Origin of the sequence: Rhodopila sp., assembly GCF_965277165.1 — a bacterium.
Taxonomy (GTDB): domain Bacteria; phylum Pseudomonadota; class Alphaproteobacteria; order Acetobacterales; family Acetobacteraceae; genus Rhodopila.
In genome coordinates this window covers 460,999-478,034 of sequence record NZ_CBDICE010000006.1, presented here as the reverse complement: position 1 = coordinate 478,034, position 17,036 = coordinate 460,999, and the positions used below count along the sequence as shown (strand labels likewise).

The 17,036-nt window shown below is 65.5% G+C and carries 15 protein-coding genes; 4 read left to right on the top strand and 11 right to left on the bottom strand.

Features of this window, described 5'->3' with window-relative positions; translation table 11 throughout:
* Positions 1–604 precede the first annotated feature (604 nt).
* The 5 genes from ACQY4Y_RS13805 to ACQY4Y_RS13785 all read right to left on the bottom strand — a co-directional run bounded on the left by ACQY4Y_RS13805 (position 605) and on the right by ACQY4Y_RS13785 (position 5,315).
* Positions 605–1,336 carry an ABC transporter ATP-binding protein gene (locus ACQY4Y_RS13805; RefSeq protein ID WP_428491188.1) on the bottom strand — a complete coding sequence of 244 codons (732 nt, stop codon included), beginning with the start codon at positions 1,334–1,336 and terminating at the stop codon, positions 605–607.
* Positions 1,329–2,141 (bottom strand): ABC transporter ATP-binding protein, encoded by an 813-nt coding sequence (locus ACQY4Y_RS13800; RefSeq protein ID WP_428491187.1) that lies wholly within the window; start codon positions 2,139–2,141, stop codon positions 1,329–1,331. Before ACQY4Y_RS13800 ends, ACQY4Y_RS13805 begins: the two co-directional genes overlap by 8 nt.
* Entirely contained in the window at positions 2,131–3,084 is a 954-nt protein-coding gene (locus ACQY4Y_RS13795) for a branched-chain amino acid ABC transporter permease (RefSeq protein WP_428491186.1), read from the bottom strand. Before ACQY4Y_RS13795 ends, ACQY4Y_RS13800 begins: the two co-directional genes overlap by 11 nt.
* A complete protein-coding gene (locus ACQY4Y_RS13790; RefSeq protein WP_428491185.1) occupies positions 3,077–3,952 on the bottom strand; it encodes a branched-chain amino acid ABC transporter permease in 876 nt (291 codons plus the stop codon). The genes ACQY4Y_RS13795 and ACQY4Y_RS13790 overlap by 8 nt, the downstream gene beginning before the upstream one ends.
* Before the next feature lie 106 nt (positions 3,953–4,058).
* Complete coding sequence (locus ACQY4Y_RS13785; protein WP_428491184.1) at positions 4,059–5,315, bottom strand: ABC transporter substrate-binding protein; 1,257 nt, start codon at positions 5,313–5,315, stop codon at positions 4,059–4,061.
* 240 nt (positions 5,316–5,555) lie between these two features.
* On the opposite strand from ACQY4Y_RS13785, the gene ACQY4Y_RS13780 reads away from it, so the two are divergent.
* Together ACQY4Y_RS13780 and ACQY4Y_RS13775 are read left to right on the top strand one after the other, a co-directional pair.
* The gene (locus ACQY4Y_RS13780; RefSeq protein WP_428491183.1) at positions 5,556–7,280 is read left to right on the top strand and encodes a gamma-glutamyltransferase family protein; all 1,725 of its coding nucleotides are present in this window, start codon (positions 5,556–5,558) and stop codon (positions 7,278–7,280) included.
* A gap of 421 nt (positions 7,281–7,701) precedes the next feature.
* Positions 7,702–9,396, top strand: a complete 1,695-nt coding sequence (locus ACQY4Y_RS13775) for a hypothetical protein (RefSeq protein WP_428491182.1) — start codon at positions 7,702–7,704, stop codon at positions 9,394–9,396.
* Between the two features lie 99 nt (positions 9,397–9,495).
* Here the strand turns inward: ACQY4Y_RS13775 and ACQY4Y_RS13770 are convergent, their stop codons facing one another.
* On the bottom strand, positions 9,496–10,284 hold the full coding sequence (locus ACQY4Y_RS13770) for a hypothetical protein (RefSeq protein ID WP_428491181.1): 789 nt from the start codon (positions 10,282–10,284) through the stop codon (positions 9,496–9,498).
* Positions 10,285–10,422: 138 nt separating this feature from the next.
* Between ACQY4Y_RS13770 and ACQY4Y_RS13765 the strand changes: the two genes are divergently transcribed.
* Both ACQY4Y_RS13765 and ACQY4Y_RS13760 read left to right on the top strand, forming a co-directional pair.
* The gene (locus ACQY4Y_RS13765; protein ID WP_428491180.1) at positions 10,423–10,683 is read left to right on the top strand and encodes a type II toxin-antitoxin system Phd/YefM family antitoxin; all 261 of its coding nucleotides are present in this window, start codon (positions 10,423–10,425) and stop codon (positions 10,681–10,683) included.
* Positions 10,683–11,108, top strand: a complete 426-nt coding sequence (locus ACQY4Y_RS13760; RefSeq protein WP_428491179.1) for a type II toxin-antitoxin system VapC family toxin — start codon at positions 10,683–10,685, stop codon at positions 11,106–11,108. Before ACQY4Y_RS13765 ends, ACQY4Y_RS13760 begins: the two co-directional genes overlap by 1 nt.
* A gap of 97 nt (positions 11,109–11,205) precedes the next feature.
* Here ACQY4Y_RS13760 and ACQY4Y_RS13755 read toward each other — a convergent pair whose 3' ends face one another.
* The 5 genes from ACQY4Y_RS13755 to ACQY4Y_RS13735 all read right to left on the bottom strand — a co-directional run bounded on the left by ACQY4Y_RS13755 (position 11,206) and on the right by ACQY4Y_RS13735 (position 17,028).
* Positions 11,206–11,877: an ABC transporter ATP-binding protein gene (locus tag ACQY4Y_RS13755; RefSeq protein WP_428491178.1), complete on the bottom strand. Its 672-nt coding sequence runs from the start codon at positions 11,875–11,877 to the stop codon at positions 11,206–11,208.
* 53 nt (positions 11,878–11,930) lie between these two features.
* Positions 11,931–13,184 (bottom strand): lipoprotein-releasing ABC transporter permease subunit, encoded by a 1,254-nt coding sequence (locus ACQY4Y_RS13750; RefSeq protein WP_428491177.1) that lies wholly within the window; start codon positions 13,182–13,184, stop codon positions 11,931–11,933.
* Positions 13,185–13,317: 133 nt separating this feature from the next.
* Positions 13,318–14,637, bottom strand: coding sequence for a proline--tRNA ligase (proS, locus tag ACQY4Y_RS13745; RefSeq protein WP_428491176.1), 1,320 nt, complete (start codon positions 14,635–14,637; stop codon positions 13,318–13,320).
* 464 nt (positions 14,638–15,101) lie between these two features.
* The gene (locus ACQY4Y_RS13740; protein WP_428491175.1) at positions 15,102–15,362 is read right to left on the bottom strand and encodes a DUF1467 family protein; all 261 of its coding nucleotides are present in this window, start codon (positions 15,360–15,362) and stop codon (positions 15,102–15,104) included.
* A 7-nt stretch (positions 15,363–15,369) separates the two neighbouring features.
* Positions 15,370–17,028, bottom strand: a complete 1,659-nt coding sequence (locus ACQY4Y_RS13735; RefSeq protein ID WP_428491174.1) for a ribonuclease J — start codon at positions 17,026–17,028, stop codon at positions 15,370–15,372.
* Between the last annotated feature and the right edge of the window lie 8 nt (positions 17,029–17,036).

Sequence of the window (17,036 nt, the reverse complement as noted above, 5' to 3'; positions counted from 1 at the left end):
AGTACAGCGTTTCCATAGATCGACTCTTATCACGCCGCCTCGCCGATCTTGTAGGTCCAGCTATGGATGACGGGTTCGGCCGCGCCATTTGGTGCGGTTCTTAGGAGTCGCTGCACTAAACCATCAAAAACTAGGGCGACCCACCGAGATAAAAGGGGGCGCGTTTTTAACGATCACCTTTGGTGATGCTGGCAGGTCAGACAGGTTGCACTGCATACCAACGCCAGCCCCGAAGTCGCTGGAGAATGCCGCGCTGAAGGGACTAGGGCGAGCTTCGCATGAAGGCAATTTTGGTTCCTTCCAAAGCGGCGGTTGCTGCAATTCTGCACTGACCACGACGCTCGCGAAGGCTGCGATCAACCCAAACAGCACCTCACGCCGCGACCTAAGATCATTTGCAATGTCAAGCGACCCATAAATGTGTACCATTCGAACCTCGAATCGAAATCATGCGTCATTATAGCAGGTTTCGCGGAGCCACCCTTCAGAAGATTAGAGGTCGGAACCTTCCGTTCGAAACCGAGCGTTTTCGAAGATGCGTCGCGGCCCGGTGATGGCACGGGCCGCAGACGTCCCACTCAGCGCGATCATGCCTGAATCCGCTTCACGCCAGCCCGAAATACGTCCGGTGCAGCCCGTCATCGGCTTGCAACTCCGCCACACTGCCGTCGAAGCGGATGCGGCCGCCATCCAGCGTGAACACCCGATCGGCGAGATCCAGGAAGGCAACGTTCTGTTCGGCGATCAGCATCGCCAGGCCGGCGGCGCGGAAGCGGCTGAGCACCTCGATCACCTGGCCGACGAACAACGGCGACAGGCCGGCCGAGGGTTCATCCATCACCAGTAGCCGCGGCGAGGAGGCCAGCGCCTTGGCGATGCCGAGCATCTTGCGCTGGCCGCCGGACAGGCTGCCGGCGAGGGCGCCGCGACGCTGGGCGAGGTCGGGGAAGTCGGCGTAGACTTCCTCGATACGGTGGCGTAGCGTTGAGCGTTCGATGAACTGGCCGCCGACGCGCAGGTTTTCCTCGATCGACAGGCCGGGGAAGACGCCGATCTCGGACATGTAGGCCATGCCGCGGCGGACGCGGCGGTCGGTGCGCCAGGTGGTGACCTCGTTGGGGCCGAGATGGACGGCGCCGCGCCAGGCCGGCAGCAGGCCGACGATCACCTTCAGCAAGGTGGTCTTGCCGGCGCCGTTGGCACCCAGCAGGACCACGCTTTGGTTGTCCTGGACCTGGAGGCCCGCGCCCCAGAGCACCTGGACGCGGCCGTAGCCTGCCTCGATGTTGGCGGCGCGCAGGATCGTTGTCGGTTCGGTTGACCCAGGTTCAGCCATGGTGGCCGCCGCCCAGGAAGACGCGGATGACCTCGGGGTCGCGGGTGGCGTCGGCCAACGTTCCGCCGAAGAACTCTTTTCCCGCGGCCATGACGACGACGCGGTCGGTGACCTGGTCGATGAAGCCCATCAGGTGCTCGACCACCAGCAGGGCCATGCCGGCATCGGCCAGCGCACGCAGGCGTTCTGCCATGCGCGACAGTTCGGCGGGGTTGAGGCCGGCGGCGAGTTCGTCGACCAGCAGCAGGCGGGGTTCGGTGGCCATCGCGCGGGCGAGGTCCAGGGTTTTTTGTTGCGCGCTGTTGAGTTCGGCGGCCGGGCGCTGGGCGTAGCGATCCAGTTCAAGCAGCGCCAGCAGCGCGTCGATGTCGAAGCCGGGTCGGGGTTCGCCGTAATGCGCCGCGACCTCGATGTTTTCGCGCACCGTCAGCGACAGGAACGGGCGCGGCGACTGGAAGGTGCGGTTGATGCCGGCTTTCACCAGGCGGTGGGATTTCTCGCGGCCGATCGGGCGACCGTTGTAGATCACCAAGCCGCCATCGGGGGGATAGAGGCCGCAGATCACGTTGATGCAGGTGGTCTTGCCGGAGCCGTTGGGGCCGACCAGTCCCAGCACCTCGCCTTGGTTGAGGTGAAAGCTGACGCCGTCGAGCGCTCGGAAGCCGCCGAAACGCTTGACCAGATGATCGACGCTGAGCAGCGGTTCATGGAGCAGCGATGCAGGCCGCGGCGGTTCAGGCGGTTGCGGTTCGGGGGGCAGTGGTTCAGGCCGCAGCGGCTCAGGGGAAAGCGGTTCAGGGGACACGGATGCCTCGGCTGGTCAGCAGAGACACCAGGCCGTTGGGCAGGAACAGCACCAGCAGCACGATCAGCGCACCGTAGGTGAACTGGAAATACTGCGGCACAGCGATGCCGATGACATTGTAGATGCCATACAGGATGAACACGCCCAGCAGCGGGCCGGACAGCGTGGTGGCGCCGCCGAACAGCAGGAACACGGTGGCGAAGATCGAGACGCTGAGGTCGAAGGCGGTTTCGGGGTAGAACACCGAGATGTGCCAGGCGAACACGCCGCCAACCAGGCCGGCGACCAGCGCCGACAGCAGCCAAGCGATGGTGCGGCCGCGCACCACCGACACGCCGGCCATGGCGGCGCTGATGGAATCATCTCGGATCGCTTGCAACGACATGCCGAAGCGGGAGTTGCGCAGCCACACCACCAGAGCCAGGGCGAAGGCCAGGACCGCCAAGGCGGTGTAGTAGGAGAACGCCGGGGCGAACACGCCGGACAGCGAGACGCCGTAGGGGCCTTTGGTGATGTCTTGCAGATCGGGGTTGGCGACGATTTCGTAGACCGCCTGGGCGGCGGCCAGGCTGGCGATGGCGAAGTAGGCGCCAGACAGGCGCAGCAGCGGCAGCAGGATGACGGCGAGCACCAGGGCGGCGGCGGCGGCCGCGACCATCCCCAGCAGCGCGGGGGCGTGCAGGTGCATCACCACCAGCGAGAAGCCGTAGGCCCCTGCCCCGTAAAATCCGACATAGCCGAAGGGAAGGTATCCGGTGAAACCATATATGATGTTGAGGCCCTGGGCCAGGGCGAGATAGACGATGAAGTTGAACAGCATCAGTTCGTTGGAATAGACGCCTCGGACGACGCCCATGGCGACGACCACGGCGGCGGCGATCGCAGTATCCAGCGCAACCCGCCGGATCAGCCTCGTGCGGGCCTCGGCGGCGGTGTCAGGCACGCCGCACCTGCCTTCCCAGCAGGCCCTCGGGGCGCACCAGCAGCACCGCGATCAGCAAGAGGTTGGGCAACAGATTGGCCCAGGAACTGAGGTAGGTCTGCATCAGCATCAGCGACACGCCGTAGATGATGCCGCCCAGCAGGGTACCGAGCGGATTGCCGAGGGTGCCGACGACGATCACGGCGAAGGCGGTGATGTTGATGGCAACGCCCATGTTGGGGGTGATGCTGCCGAGGATGAAGGGGGCGAACACGCCGGCCACTCCGGCTAACGCGATGCTGATGCCGAACGCCAGGGCGGAGACGAAGTTGACATCGATGCCGGTGGCCAACGCCTCGTCCCGGCTGACCATGACCGCTCGGGTTAACGTGCCGAGCCGGGTGCGATACAGGTAGAGATACACAAGTAGGACGGCGATGGCGCTGGCGGCGGCGCTGAAGATCCAGGCTTTGGGCAGCCGGGTGCCCAGCAGGATGAAGGGTCCGACGCCCAGCAGCCGGGGCGGCAGTGACCGCTCGGTGGCGCCTAGGGCGATGGTGGTGAGCGCCTCGATCATTTGCGACAGGCCGAAGAACAGGATCAGCGACAGCATCTCGGCGTCGCGCGATCGCAGCAGGCGGGGCACCACCAGGTAGTAGATCGGCAGGCCGATCAGCACGAAGACGACGATCACCAGGACGACGGCGACCAGCGGATGCACGGCGAAGCCGGCGTACAGCAGGCAGGCGGCGACGCCGCCCAGCATCATGAAGTCGCCGTGCGCGAGGTTGACGATGCGCATGACGCCGAACACCAGGTTCAGGCCGAGGCCCACCAGGGTGTAATAGAGGCCAAACACGACGCCGGCGACGATGGCGCCGGTCAGCATGTCGGGGTGGCTGGCGTGGGTCGCCCGGTCATGGACCGGTCGGGCCGGCGGTGGCGCGCGGATCGGTGACGCGGTTGGGCGACGGGGGCGGCCTTGGGTCGGCGGATCACTTGCCGAGGACTGCCTTGCCCTTGGCCAGGTCGGGCGGATAGACCGCGACCAGGTCGAGTTCGTTCTTGCCCTTGGGCTGTAGCTGGCCCAGCGGCGTGACCTCACCGATCTGGGCGCCGTCCTGGCGCAGGGTGAAAGTGCCGTCCAGGGTCTTCAACTTGTCGGACAGCGCGAACACGGCGTCGTGGATGTCCATCTGGCCGAGGCTTTTGGTGGTGGCGAGGGTGCGTTCGATCACCAGGCCGGTCATGTAGCCGTAGACCGCGTTAGCGCCGAATTCGACGCCGGACGAGGGTGGATATTTTTTCTCCCACGCGGCGCGGAACTGCTGCTGGGTCATGCCGAAATTGGGGGTGTATTCATAGTTCGACGGCGGCACGTAGCTGAAGATGTGGGTCATCGCGGGGATCCCGACGTTCTTCTGGATCTCGTCCTTTTCGGTGCCGGCGTAGATGGTGAACACGAAGCGGAACTGGTTGCCGCTGTCCTGCAGGTTGCGCAGGAAGGCGATGTCGTTGCCGACGTAACCAAGTTCCAGCACCGCGTCAGGATTGAGCGCGGCGATGTTGTTGAGCAGTACGGTATAGTTCGACGTGCTGGTCGGCACGCCCTGGTCGTAGACGATCTTGACCTTGCCGTCATGCTGGAAGAAGCCCTTCAGCGCGGCGGCCTGGGTGCCGGTGAAGTCGTTGGTGGAATACAGGATCGCCACCGTCTTGATGCCTTGCTTGGCGCCCTCATCGTCGAGGAAGTCGGAGATGTAGTGCGGCCAGATCGAGGAGACCGGGGCGGCCATCAGCGCGATGTAGGGGTTGTCCTTGGTGAAGAACGCGGCGCCGGTGCCGGAGACGTCGAACAGGAACTGCTTGTGCTCGCGCGCGATCGGCACGCCGACCGATGTCAATACAGAGCCGGAATCAGCGACCAGCAGATCGACGTGGTCCTGGGTGATCAACTGGTTATACAGGGTGGCGGCGGTGGCGGTGCTGCTCTGGTCGTCGTAGGCGATCAGCTTGATCGGGATCTTCTTGGCGAACGGCTTGACCTGGACGCCGCCGGCGGCGTTGACCTGATCGACCCAGAGTTTCAAGCCATCGAATACCGGCATCGAAATGCTGGCGAACGCGCCGGAGCTGGCGTAGAGGGCGCCGATCTTGATCTCGGCTGGCGCGGCGGTGGCGCCCGGTTGGGCCTGCGCCGGGCCGGCGGCGGCGGCACACAGCAGAGCGAGCGCCAGGATCGTGGACTTCATTCGGTTTCACTCCCCGCGCCGTATCGCAACGAACCCTGCCGTTGGATATGACGATTGTCTATTCAAGGTGTCGCAGCCAACCGGATGCGCAACAACCGGCGGCGGCATGTGATACAGGCCTCGGAGCCGTGTCAACCGGCGCCCCGGGACGATCTTGGGACGGTCTGGACCGCCGGGTGGTTTTGCCGCACGGTGCAGCCAGCGGAACAGTCCCCGAGCAACAGAATAAGGACACGGCGCATGACCCATCGCCCGACGGTCTATGGCACCAGGCACGCGGTATCGGCGGGGCATTACCTGGCCGCCGCGGCGGGGTTCGGGGTTCTGGAGGCGGGCGGCAACGCGATCGATGCGGGGGTGGCGGCGGGCATCGCGCTAGGGGTGCTGCAGCCCGACCTGGTGAACTTCGCCGGGGTGGCGCCGATCCTGATCCGGCTGGCGGACGGCACTACCGAGAGCATCGCCGGTCTGGGGTGGTGGCCGAAGACGCTGCCGGCGGATCTGTTCATGCGCGATCATGGCGGAACGATCCCCGACGGCGTGCTGCGCACCGTGGTGCCGGGGGCGCCGGATGCCTGGATCACCGCGCTGCGCCGGCATGGCACGATGCGGTTCGCCGATGTCGCGGCGCCGGCGATCCGGTTCGCGCAAGAGGGATTCGCGGTGTATCCGTTGCTGGAACGCTCGATCGGGTCGCATGCGGAGGAGTATCGGCGTTGGGCGTCGAATACGGCGGTGTATCTGCCGAATGGGCGCGTGCCCAAGGCGGGCGAAAAATTCGTGCAGACCGATCTGGCGCGGACCATGCAGTTCATGGCCGACCAGGATCGCGCCGCTGGGCCGGATCGGCTGGCCGGGCTGGATGCGGCGCACCATGCGTTCTACCGCGGCGATATCGCGCGCGCGATCGTGCGGTTCCAGGAGCAAGAACGCGGCTACCTGTCGATGGACGACCTGGCGGGGTACGGGTCGGCGATCGAGCCGGTGGTGCGGCGCGGCTGGCGCGGACACCAGTTGATCACCTGCGGCGCGTGGTGCCAGGGGCCGGCGCTGCAGCAGGCGTTGGCGCTGGTCGAGCAGGTTGGGATCGACGGGCTGGCGCACAACTCGGCGGATTACCTGCACCGGATCGTCGAGTGCCTGAACCTGGCGCTGGCGGATCGGGAGTATTATTTCGGCGATCCGCGATTTGTCGATGTGCCGCTGGATTGGCTGCTGGATCCGGCGACGATCGCGGCCAGGGCGGCGATGATCAAGGGCGATCGGGCGTTCGGGGCGATGCCGGCGCCGCTGGCGGGGGGCCCTGGATTGGGGGCCCCTGGATCGGGTGACTGGGGCCGGTCGTTCGCCGGTAGCGCGGCGGAGCTGCCGAGGGTGGAGGCGGATACCTCGTACTGCTGTGTGGTGGATCGCTGGGGCAACGCGTTCAGTGCAACGCCATCGGATGGGTCGGGCAATGTGCCGGTGGTGCCGGGGTTGGGGATCACGCCGTCGGGGCGGGGCTCGCAAAGCCGGCCTGATCCGGCGCATCCGGCGGGGGTGGCGCCGGGCAAGCGGCCCAGGCTGACGCCGAACCCGGCGATGCTGGTGACCGAGGCGGGAGGGGTGATGCCGTTCGGCACGCCGGGGGGCGATGTGCAGATCCAGGCGATGCTGCAGGTGGTGCTGAACGTGATGCATTTCGGGATGGACCCGCAGAGCGCGATCGAGGCGCCCCGGGTGGCGTCGTATTCGTTTCCGTCGTCATTCGCGCCGTTCGAGTATTTCCCCGGGCGTCTGGCGGTGGAGGGACGCATCGATCGCACCGCCAGGGACGAGTTGGAGGCGCGCGGGCACATCATCCAGGACTGGCCGGAGTGGACCTGGCTGGCCGGTTCGGTGGAGGCGATCGTGAGCGATCCCGGGACCGGGTTGATTGGCGCCGGGGCGGATCCTCGGCGGCCGGCTTACGCGATCGCGATTTGAATGCGCGCGGACATTGAGCCTGGGCAGCGCGCCTGACCTCGGCAAACCGGCGATGTAGGCTTTTGTCAGATCCCGCCGCGCTGATCCAGCCGCTGAGCGGATCTGCCATTGCGAGCGTCGCGCCTAACTTGCATAGCGTAGCTCGATGGAATCCGCTCAGTCCTGCTTTGCCTGGGCAATCCCTGACACCCTCGCCAAAGTCGCCGCTCGGACAAGGGCTGGCGCGGGGCGGCTGACGATCTGCCAGCGGGATCTCTGCTTTCATGCCGCTTGACCAGACGCGGCGCTCGCCACGTCGGTGCCGGGACGTATCGATGGCTGGCCGATGAGTGGAGGCGGCCGATTTGCCCTGTCGCGGTATCGTAGATTAGGAAGAAAACCAATAGTGGCGCCGGTTAGCCGCAAAAACGGGGGGAATGTCATGCCAATTCCGCGGCGTGGATTTATCAAGGGGGTGACGGCGTCGCTTCCGCTGGCGGCTGGCTTGCGGGCCACGTCTTCGGCGGCCGCCGAATTCAGGCTGAACGACTTGGCCAGCCCGTCGAAAATGTGGGCAGAGTTGCTCCGCGTGAACGACGAGTTTGGCCCGACGAGGCTGTGCGGCCAGCCACACCACAGGCGATACGTCGCGTATCTGCGCCGGCAACTTACCGATATTCTCGAGCCAGTCGGGGGCCGGGTTTTTGAGGATACCTTCGACAACTACCCCAATTGGGCGGCAACCTCGTGGGGTCTGTCGGCGGCAGGGCAAGAGATTCCGGTCGCGTCTTATTTCCCTTACTGCACTGGCGGTTTCACCGGGGCAAGATTGCCGCTTGTTCCAGCCACCGCGCTGGCGGCTTCCGGCGTCGGAGGAGGCTACCCGCGAGCCGACGGCGTCAATGTCAAAATCATCCCGCCGACAACCAGCGGAACCGCGTCGGTGATAAACCTGGGCACATTCGCCGGAACCGGAAGCATCAACTGGGCCGATGCGTCAGGCAAAATTGCCTATGTGGACTATCCCGTTACGCTAGGCAGCAGTTTTGTGACGCCGGCGATCTATAACGTTAACGAAACTTACGACAGCGGGCAAGTCAACCAAGAAAGCCTTTCAATCGCGGCGAACCCGACGTACTCCATTCAAGATCCGCCGGATATCTCTAACGCGACCAACGCTGGTGTGCTGGGCGTTATCCTTGGGTGGGTGGGTATTTCGGACGGGAATGCGGCGGGCCAGTACGCTCCGTTTGAGGCACCATTCTCGTCGTATCCGCAAGGCAGCCAAAAGGGTTCGGATCCGGCGGCGACGACCGGTGGAATACCGGCATTGTGGGTGACCGAAGGGACCGGCACATGGGTCAAGGATAATCTCGCCGGACAAAACACCGAGGTCACGATCGCGCTTGAAGCCACGATCAACCAGGTGGCTACCAGTACTGTATGGGGCATTCTTCCCGGGGCGAACTACGGCTCCGCTGATGACCAGTTCCTGGTGTGCAATACGCACTCCGACGGTCCCAACATCGCCGAGGAGAATGGAGGCATCGCGCTTCTTCACGTGGCGCGATACTTTGCGCGTATCCCGCAGTCGCAACGCCCGAGAAGCATTGCATTCATGGTGGCAACGGGACACTTTAGCCACCTCTATCTCGGGTCCAGCGGCGACTGGATAGCACAGCACCCGCAGATCATCAGCAATACTGTCGCCAGCCTGACGATCGAACACTTCGGTTGTAACGAGTGGGAGGATGTCGAGACGGATTCGGGTCTGGAGTACGCTGCGACCGGCAAGTTGGAGCAAGCCAGATGCTATGTTACGCAACCGAGCTTTCAGTTGGACCAACCTGGTCCCGCTGATCCCGCCCTATTGAGCATAGTCGACCAATCCTTGGTGGGCCTCCTGGACCGGGCGGCGGTGCTCAGCGGCGGCGCGTTCTCCGGTGAGGGGGGACCGTTCCATCGAGCGAAAATACCTGCAATCGGCTATATTCCGGTGCCTCAGTATCTTGTCGCGATTGCCGATGACGGTGAGATCAGCAAGTTGGATCCGGAACATTTCTATGATCAGGTGGAATTCACGATCAAGTGCCTGCTGGCTCTGCAGGATACCTCGGCTGCCTTGCTGGCTGGGTGACTTGCCGCCTGGGTGACAGGACATTCGAGCTGACCCCTGGCGACCAGGCGCTGACGACCAGGCGCTGACGACCAGGCGCCGGTGGCGATGCGGTTTCAGTCACGGCGACGCCCTGATTTCGGCGAGCACGCCGGTATACGCATCGGGGGGGATGGTCAGCGCGCCGTGGAACGGTGAGCTCAGGCCGACGATCAGCAGCAGAACAAGCACCCCGGAGGCCACCAGGATCGCCGTCATCAGCAGATGCATAGCCGGGGTGGGGCCGCCCAGTATGAAGCTGAACGCCACCATCAGGGCACCGCCGGACAGCAGCACGACCCAGACCAGTTCGGGGATGGTGCCGTGGCTCGCCAGACGACGGTCGCGGCGGGCGGTGGCGACATCGCTGAGCGCTCCGATCAGGAAGGTCTGGGCGTTGGATTGCTCGATGTCGGCGGGCTTGGCCCGCAGCATGGCCTGATCGAGCATGGTGAGCAGGGGTTCCGAGGGCGGGATGGCCTCGCCGGCGATCTGGGCGGGCCACTCGACATCGATGATGTGGGTGAGATAGGCGGTCAATTCGGCGCGAATCTGGGTGCCGGCGGGTTCGGGCAGGCCATGGCTGACGCGGTAGATGTTGCCGATCAGGGCGGCCTCGTGGCGGGCCAGCGCTTCGGCGGCGCTGTACTGCTCCCACGCGGCGGTGGCGATGAACGCCAGCAGGACGGCGTAGGTCACGCCGACCACCGAGAAGATCGCCGCGCCAAGCTCGGTTTGTTCGCGCCGCAAACTGATCGGCAGGATGCGGTGCGCCACGATCTGCAGCAGCAGGGCAGCGACGATGGCAGCGGCGAGGATGACACCGCCGGTCTGCCAGATCGGGTGCATGGTGACCGACATCTGCATCATCGCGTGCGTTCCATGATGTCTTGATGGATGGTGCCATATCGGTTGTCAAAGCGGTTACCGGGCGGGCTTAGCACGCAACGGGTTGAACATAAGCGCTCAATGTAGTAACATAGCTACAGTTTTCGTGAGATGTCCCCAATGCCGGTTACCACATTGTCCAGCCGGGCGTTCAACCAGGACACGAGTCGAGCCAAAAAAGCTGCCAAGGACGGCCCTGTTTTCATTACAGATCGTGGATCGCCGGCTCATGTCCTCCTGACCATCGACGACTACCGAAGGCTCACCGATAGCCAGGTCAGCATCACAGATCTGCTGGCAATGCCTGGGGTGGCGGAGATCGATTTCGAGCCGCCGCGCATTGAAGCTTTGGTGTCTCGTCCTGTCGACTTGTTGGCCTGATGTATGTGCTTGATACCAATGTCGTTTCCGAATTGCGCAAGGCCAGGGATGGCAAGGCTGACCGCAACGTAACTGTCTGGGCAAAGGGCATCCTGCCGTCAGCCTTGTTTTTGTCCGCGATCAGCATCCTGGAACTGGAGCGTGGCATCCTGCTGATCGAACGAAGGGATCAGGCACAGGGCGCGGTGCTGCGCGCCTGGATGGACCATCGTGTTCTGCCGGTTTTTGACGGCCGTGTTTTGCCGGTGGATACGGCCGTTGCCAAACGGTGCGCAGGTTTGCACGTCGCGGCTCCCCGCTCGGAACGCGATGCGTTGATCGCCGCGACGGCGCTTGTGCACGGGATGACGGTAGTTACCCGGAATGTAGCCGATTTCGAGGGAATCTGTCGTCAGATCATCAATCCTTGGGATGATCGACCATGAAGCATCGGATGTCGGGTTGTACACCTCGTAACAGCGGCCCGAACCATGGATTCCGTTTGTCGAGCGCCTGGCCGTTATATGCGGTCGCCCGAGGTAGCTACACCAGCCTCCCGTCGCGCAGCGTGACCGTGCGGTCCATGCGGGCAGCCAGGTCGGGGTTGTGGGTGGCGATCAGCGCCGCCAGGCCATGATCGCGCACGGCCCGCAGCAGTTCGGCGAACACCGCCTCGGCGGTGGCGACGTCGAGGTTTCCGGTCGGTTCATCGGCTAGCAGCAGTTTCGGGGCATTGGCCAGGGCGCGGGCGATGGCGACGCGCTGCTGTTCGCCGCCGGACAGCTTGCCGGGCAGGTGGCCGAGGCGCGGGGCGAGGCCGAACGCGGTCAGCAGGGTGCGGGCGCGGTCGTCGGCGGCGCGCCGGGGGCGGCCGGCGATCATCTGCGGCAGCACGATGTTCTCCAGCGCGGTGAACTCGGCCAGCAGGTGGTGGAACTGATAGACGAAGCCGATGGTGTCGCGGCGGATCGCGGTGCGGGCGGCGTCGGGCAGGTTGCCGGCGTCGCGGCCCTCGATCAGCACGGCGCCGGCATCGGGGCGGTCGAGCAGTCCGGCGGTGTGCAGCAAGGTGGATTTGCCGGCGCCGGAGGGGGCGACCAGGGCGACGATCTCGCCGGCGCGCACCGTCAGGTCGGCGCCGCGCAGCACCGCCAGGTCGCCGGCGTCGCCGCGGTAGGTGCGGGTGACGGCGCGCAGTACCAGCGGATCAGTCATGGCGCGGCGCTTTTACCGGGCCGGGGCGGATAGTGGCGTGCGGGCGCAATGGATCACTCATGTCGTAGCGCTTCTACCGGGTCGGTGCGCGCCGCGCGCCAGCTTGGGTAGAGTGTGGCCAGCAGCGACAGGATCAGCCCGAGGGCCACGACCTCTGCGACGTCGGCCCAGTCGATGGTGTTGGGCAGTTCGGTCAGCATGAACACCGAGGCGTCGAATACGCGGCCGCCGGTGATGTGCTCGACGAAGTGCTGGATGGCGACGATGTTGTGGCAGAACACGACGCCGATCAGGGTGCCGATGAGGGTGCCGGTGACGCCGACGAAGGCGCCGCACATCAGGAAGATGCGCATCACCGAGAAGCTGCCGGCGCCCAGGGTGCGCAGCACGGCGATGTCGGCGCGCTTGTCCTTTACCAGCATGATCAGCGAGGACACGACGTTGAACGCCGCCACCAGCACGATCATGCCGAGCACGATGAACATGGTGTCTTTTTGCACCTGCAGCACGCCGATGATGGTGTCGTTGGCGTGGCGCCAGTCGCGGGCGTAGACCGGGCGGCCTTGCAGCAGCGGCGTGAGCTCGCGGCCGACGGCGTCGACCTGGTCGGGGTCGTGCAGCCTGATCTCGATGCCGGTGACGGCGGCGGGTTTCTGGAAGAACACCTGGGCGGCCGGCAGCGGCAGGAACACGACGCCGGTGTTGTAGTCGTTCAGCCCGGCATCGAAGACCGCCACCACCTTGTAGGCGCGCACCCGGGGGATGGTGCCGAACGCGGTGGCAGCGCCCTCGGGCGAGATGACGGTCAGCGGATCACCGATCCGCAGCCGGTAGGTGGTGGCCAGGCCGACGCCGACGACGATGGCGTCATCGCCGGTGAAGTTGGTCAGGCTGCCGGCGACGATGTGGTCGCTGATCGGGTGCAGGGCGCGCAGGTCATCCAGGCTGATGCCGCGGACCAGGCCGCCGCGGGCGCCGCCGGCCTGAGTGCTCAGCAGCGCCTGGCCGTCGAGCACCGGGGTGGCGGAGGCGACCTGGGGGATGGCTCGGATCCTGGTCACCAGGGGTTGGTAGTCGTCGAGCTTGCGGCCGGCGTAGGCGTCGATCGTGATGTGACCGTTCAGGCCGAGGATGCGGGTCACCAGTTCGGCCTGAAAGCCGCTCATGACCGAGGTGACGACGATCAGCGTGGCGACGCCGAGGGCGATGCCGACGAGGGAGAAGATGGCGATGATCGAGACGAATCGTTCGCCCTTGCGGGCGCGCAGGTAGCGGCCCGCGACCATGCGTTCGAACGGGCCGAACATCTAGACCATTTTCTGCATGACTGAGCACGCCAAAAATGGTCTAACTCTTTGTTTTGTCATATGATTCACGCGATTCGCGCGACCAGCGCGTCGTTCGGACGACGAACGTTCCGCCGAAGCTGCGATCATGTTCCTAGCCGATCCGGTCGAGCGCTTCCTGGGGGGTGAGTTCGATGCGCTCGCCGGTGGCGCGGCGCTTCAGTTCGAGTTTACCGGCGGCGGCGCTTCTGGGGCCGATGACGATCTGCCAGGGATGGCCCATCAGGTCGGCGTCGGCGAACTTGGCGCCGGCACGGTCGGCGCGATCGTCGTAGAGGGCGTTGGCGCCGAATGTGGCGTAGAGTTGCTCGCTCATTGCGTCGCAGGCGGCGTCGCCGACCTTGAGGTTAAGGATCGCCGCCTTGAACGGGGCGATGCTGTCGGGCCAGATGATGCCGGCGGAGTCATGGCTGGCCTCGATCACCGCGCCGACCAGGCGGGTGATGCCGATGCCGTAGCTGCCCATTTCGGGATGGGCCTGCTTGCCGTCGGGTCCGGCCACGGTGGTAGCCATGGCGTGGGTGTATTTGGTGCCGAAGTGGAAGATGTGGCCGACCTCGATCCCCCTGCCCTCGCGCCGGCGCTCGGTGCTGAGCTGGTCCCAGCGCGCGGGATCGTGCTTTTCATCGGTCGCGGCGTAGCGGGTGGTCATCAGCTCGAAGAAGCGGTCGAGGTCGCCGGGGTCGTCGTGGCTGAAGCCGCCGGCGCCGGCTGAGAGGTAGTCGATCTCCTCGAACGCGGCGTCGTAGTAGACCTGGCTTTCGCCGGTTGGGGCCAGGATGATGAATTCGTGGCTGAGGTCGCCGCCGATCGGGCCGGTGTCGGCCTCCATCGGGATCGCCTTCAGGCCGATGCGCTGGAAGGTGCGCATGTAGGCCAGCATCATCTTGCGATAGCTGGTGACCGCGCCGGCGTGGTCGAGGTCGAACGAATAAGCGTCCTTCATCAGGAATTCGCGCCCGCGCATGACGCCGAAGCGCGGGCGCACCTCGTCGCGGAACTTCCACTGGATGTGGTAAAGTATCTGCGGCAGTTCGCGGTAGCTGCGGATCGACTGGCGGAACAGGTCGGTAACCATTTCCTCATTGGTCGGGCCGTACAGCATGTCGCGGTCGTGGCGGTCGGTGATCCGCAGCATCTCCTTGCCGTAATCCTCGTAGCGGCCGCTTTCGCGCCAAAGTTCGGCCGGCTGGATGGTCGGCATCAGGATTTCCTGGGCGCCGGCGTGGTCCTGTTCCTGGCGGACGATGCGTTCGATGTTGCGCAGCACGCGCAGGCCCAGCGGCAGCCAGGCGTAGATTCCGGCCGAGGTCTGGCGCACCAGGCCGGCCCGCAGCATCAGCCGGTGCGAGGCGATCTGGGCCTCGGCGGGGGTTTCCTTCAGCGTGGGGATGAAGCCGTGGGACAGGCGCATCGAGACGAGGTTCCATGGTGATTTGTAGCGGCTTGGTAACGCGTTTGCGGCTGACCCGCTACCGCCGGGTCGCGGGGCCACATGATCCAAGCGCGCCTGACGTTCCGCTGGAACCGATCGAGCGGGTGGCGGACCGAGGGGGTTCGGCTTGCTCTGGGCGGTCGGCACTCCGGTGCCCGACGAACCAGCGGCTACGGGTGGCGTCGGGCGGGCCGGACCAGCAGGGAACAGTTAGATTGATATTTTGGTGCGTTGCACAATGATTTTCGGCAATAAACTTCCCGTTATCCGCTCAAAAAGTAACAATAGCTGGTGACAGCCTAGGTCGGATTGGCTAACAGGATCGCGGGTTGCCTACCGATCGGTAAGCACACCAGGTTTGGGGAGGAAACGCCAACCGCCCGGCGGGCCGAGGACACGATCCTCCGCCTGTCCGAGGCGGGGCAGTCGGGAAAAAACAATAATCAATCGTTCGGCGCAGCGAACAGGCCGTGTCGAAAGCTTATGTAGTCGCTGCGTATCAGCAAATAGCTGCCGGTCCATAAAATACATGCAAGGACTGTGGTCATGACCACAGTCCTTAAAATGCGTGGGCGGTCGGGTGCGCCGCGCCAGCCGCTTTTGTGATCCGGGTGGGCGACGGGGCGGATACCGATCGGCAACACCGCGAACAGTGCCGTCCACCAGATCAGGACAAACAGCACGGTTCCGGTGAACCAGTTCATTTCCGGTTCACACCCGGATCAGATGCACATCGACCATCGGCCGCTTGCCGAGCCTGCGGCCCAGGATGCGGCGTAGCGCGGAGCGGGCGGCGTCTTGCAGGGCAGCGTCGTCGCGTCGGGCGCTGGCGGGCAGGTCCAGCAACTGGTCGGCGAAATCATCGGCGGCGCGGGCGGTTTCGGGATCATCAGGGTCGAGCAGGCCGGGGGCGCTGAGCCGGGGCCGGCCGCGCAGGTTGCCGGCCTGGTCGACCGCCAGGCTGGCGATGACGATGCCGTTGAACAGCATGCGCCGCCGCGCTGCCATCACCTCGCCCTGCAGCGGCACCAGGCGGGTGCCGTCCAGCACCAGACGGCCGACGGGGGCGCTGTCGGTGATCGCCGGGCGGTTGTGCGACAAGGTCAGGATGTCGCCGTCCTCCATCATGAACGGGGTGGCGCCGGCCTCGCGCGCCAGTTCGGCGTGGGCCGAGAGGTGGCGCCACTCGCCATGCACCGGCACCGCGTAGCGCGGCTTCACCAGGCGGTACATGCGGCGCAGTTCGTCGCGGGCGGGGTGGCCGGAGACGTGCACCAGATGGTCGTCGTCGGTCATCAGCCGGACGCCGCGACGCACCAGGTTGTCCTGCACGGTGCCGATGGCGCGTTCGTTGCCGGGGATCATGCGCGAGGAATAGATCACGGTGTCGCCCTCCCCCAGCGAGACGCGGGGATGGTCGTCGCGGGCGATGCGCGACAGCGCGCTGCGGGCCTCGCCCTGGCTGCCGGTGATCAGCAGCAGGATGTTGTCGTCGGGCACGTCGTCGATGTCGTCCTCGGTGAGGAACGGCGGCAGGGTCTTCAGGTAGCCGCACTCGCGGGCGGCGGCGTCCATGTTGCGCAGCGAGCGGCCGACGATGGCGGTGGCGCGGCCGGCGTCGTGGGCGGCCAGCGCCACCGATTCCATGCGCGCGACGTTACTGGCGAAGCAGGTCACGGCGACGCGGCCGCGCAGGTCGCGGATCAGCGCGGAGAGGCTGCGGCGGACGTCGAGCTCGCTGCCGGAATGGCCTTCGACCATGGCGTTGGTGGAATCGCAGACCATCGCCAGCACGCCGCGGTCGCCGAGGGCGGCCAGCGCGGCTTCGTCGGTCGGCGGGCCGATCAGCGGGGTGGGATCGAGCTTCCAGTCGCCGGTGTGCAGCACGGTACCGGCCGGGGTGTCGATGATCAGCGCCTGGGCCTCCGGAATGGAGTGCGACAGGCGGATGAAGCGCAGCGCGAAGGGCTTCAGGTCGATGGTCCCGCCGGGGTCGATGACGTGGATCCGGACCTGGTTGAGCAGGCCGTTCTCGCCCAGTTTGCGACGCAGCACGGCGGCGGCGAACGGGGTGCAGTAGACCGGGCATTTCAGCCGCGGCCACAGCCAGGCGACGGCGCCGATATGGTCTTCGTGGGCATGGGTGATGACCAGGCCCAGCAGCGCGTCGCGGCGGTCGGCGATGTGCCCGGGGTCGGCCATCATGACCTCGACCTCGGGCAGTTCGCTGCCGCCGAAGCCGATGCCGCAATCCACCGCCAGCCATTTTTCGCGACCGGCCTCGCGCCAGCGGTAGAGGTTGAGGTTCATGCCGATTTCGCCCGTCCCGCCGAGCGGCAGGAAGGCCAGTTCGCCTAATTCAGAGTCCATATTTTGAG

Coding starts and splice junctions, on each gene's coding strand:
- ACQY4Y_RS13740 (WP_428491175.1), bottom strand. CDS start 15,362: ATGAACTGGTTCACCGGAACCGTGCTGTTTGTCCTGATCTGGTGGACG.
- ACQY4Y_RS13775 (WP_428491182.1), top strand. CDS start 7,702: ATGCCAATTCCGCGGCGTGGATTTATCAAGGGGGTGACGGCGTCGCTT.
- ACQY4Y_RS13770 (WP_428491181.1), bottom strand. CDS start 10,284: ATGATGCAGATGTCGGTCACCATGCACCCGATCTGGCAGACCGGCGGT.
- ACQY4Y_RS13765 (WP_428491180.1), top strand. CDS start 10,423: ATGCCGGTTACCACATTGTCCAGCCGGGCGTTCAACCAGGACACGAGT.
- ACQY4Y_RS13755 (WP_428491178.1), bottom strand. CDS start 11,877: ATGACTGATCCGCTGGTACTGCGCGCCGTCACCCGCACCTACCGCGGC.
- ACQY4Y_RS13790 (WP_428491185.1), bottom strand. CDS start 3,952: ATGCTGACCGGCGCCATCGTCGCCGGCGTCGTGTTTGGCCTCTATTAC.
- ACQY4Y_RS13780 (WP_428491183.1), top strand. CDS start 5,556: ATGACCCATCGCCCGACGGTCTATGGCACCAGGCACGCGGTATCGGCG.
- proS (WP_428491176.1), bottom strand. CDS start 14,637: ATGCGCCTGTCCCACGGCTTCATCCCCACGCTGAAGGAAACCCCCGCC.
- ACQY4Y_RS13750 (WP_428491177.1), bottom strand. CDS start 13,184: ATGTTCGGCCCGTTCGAACGCATGGTCGCGGGCCGCTACCTGCGCGCC.
- ACQY4Y_RS13760 (WP_428491179.1), top strand. CDS start 10,683: ATGTATGTGCTTGATACCAATGTCGTTTCCGAATTGCGCAAGGCCAGG.
- ACQY4Y_RS13735 (WP_428491174.1), bottom strand. CDS start 17,028: ATGGACTCTGAATTAGGCGAACTGGCCTTCCTGCCGCTCGGCGGGACG.
- ACQY4Y_RS13785 (WP_428491184.1), bottom strand. CDS start 5,315: ATGAAGTCCACGATCCTGGCGCTCGCTCTGCTGTGTGCCGCCGCCGCC.
- ACQY4Y_RS13805 (WP_428491188.1), bottom strand. CDS start 1,336: ATGGCTGAACCTGGGTCAACCGAACCGACAACGATCCTGCGCGCCGCC.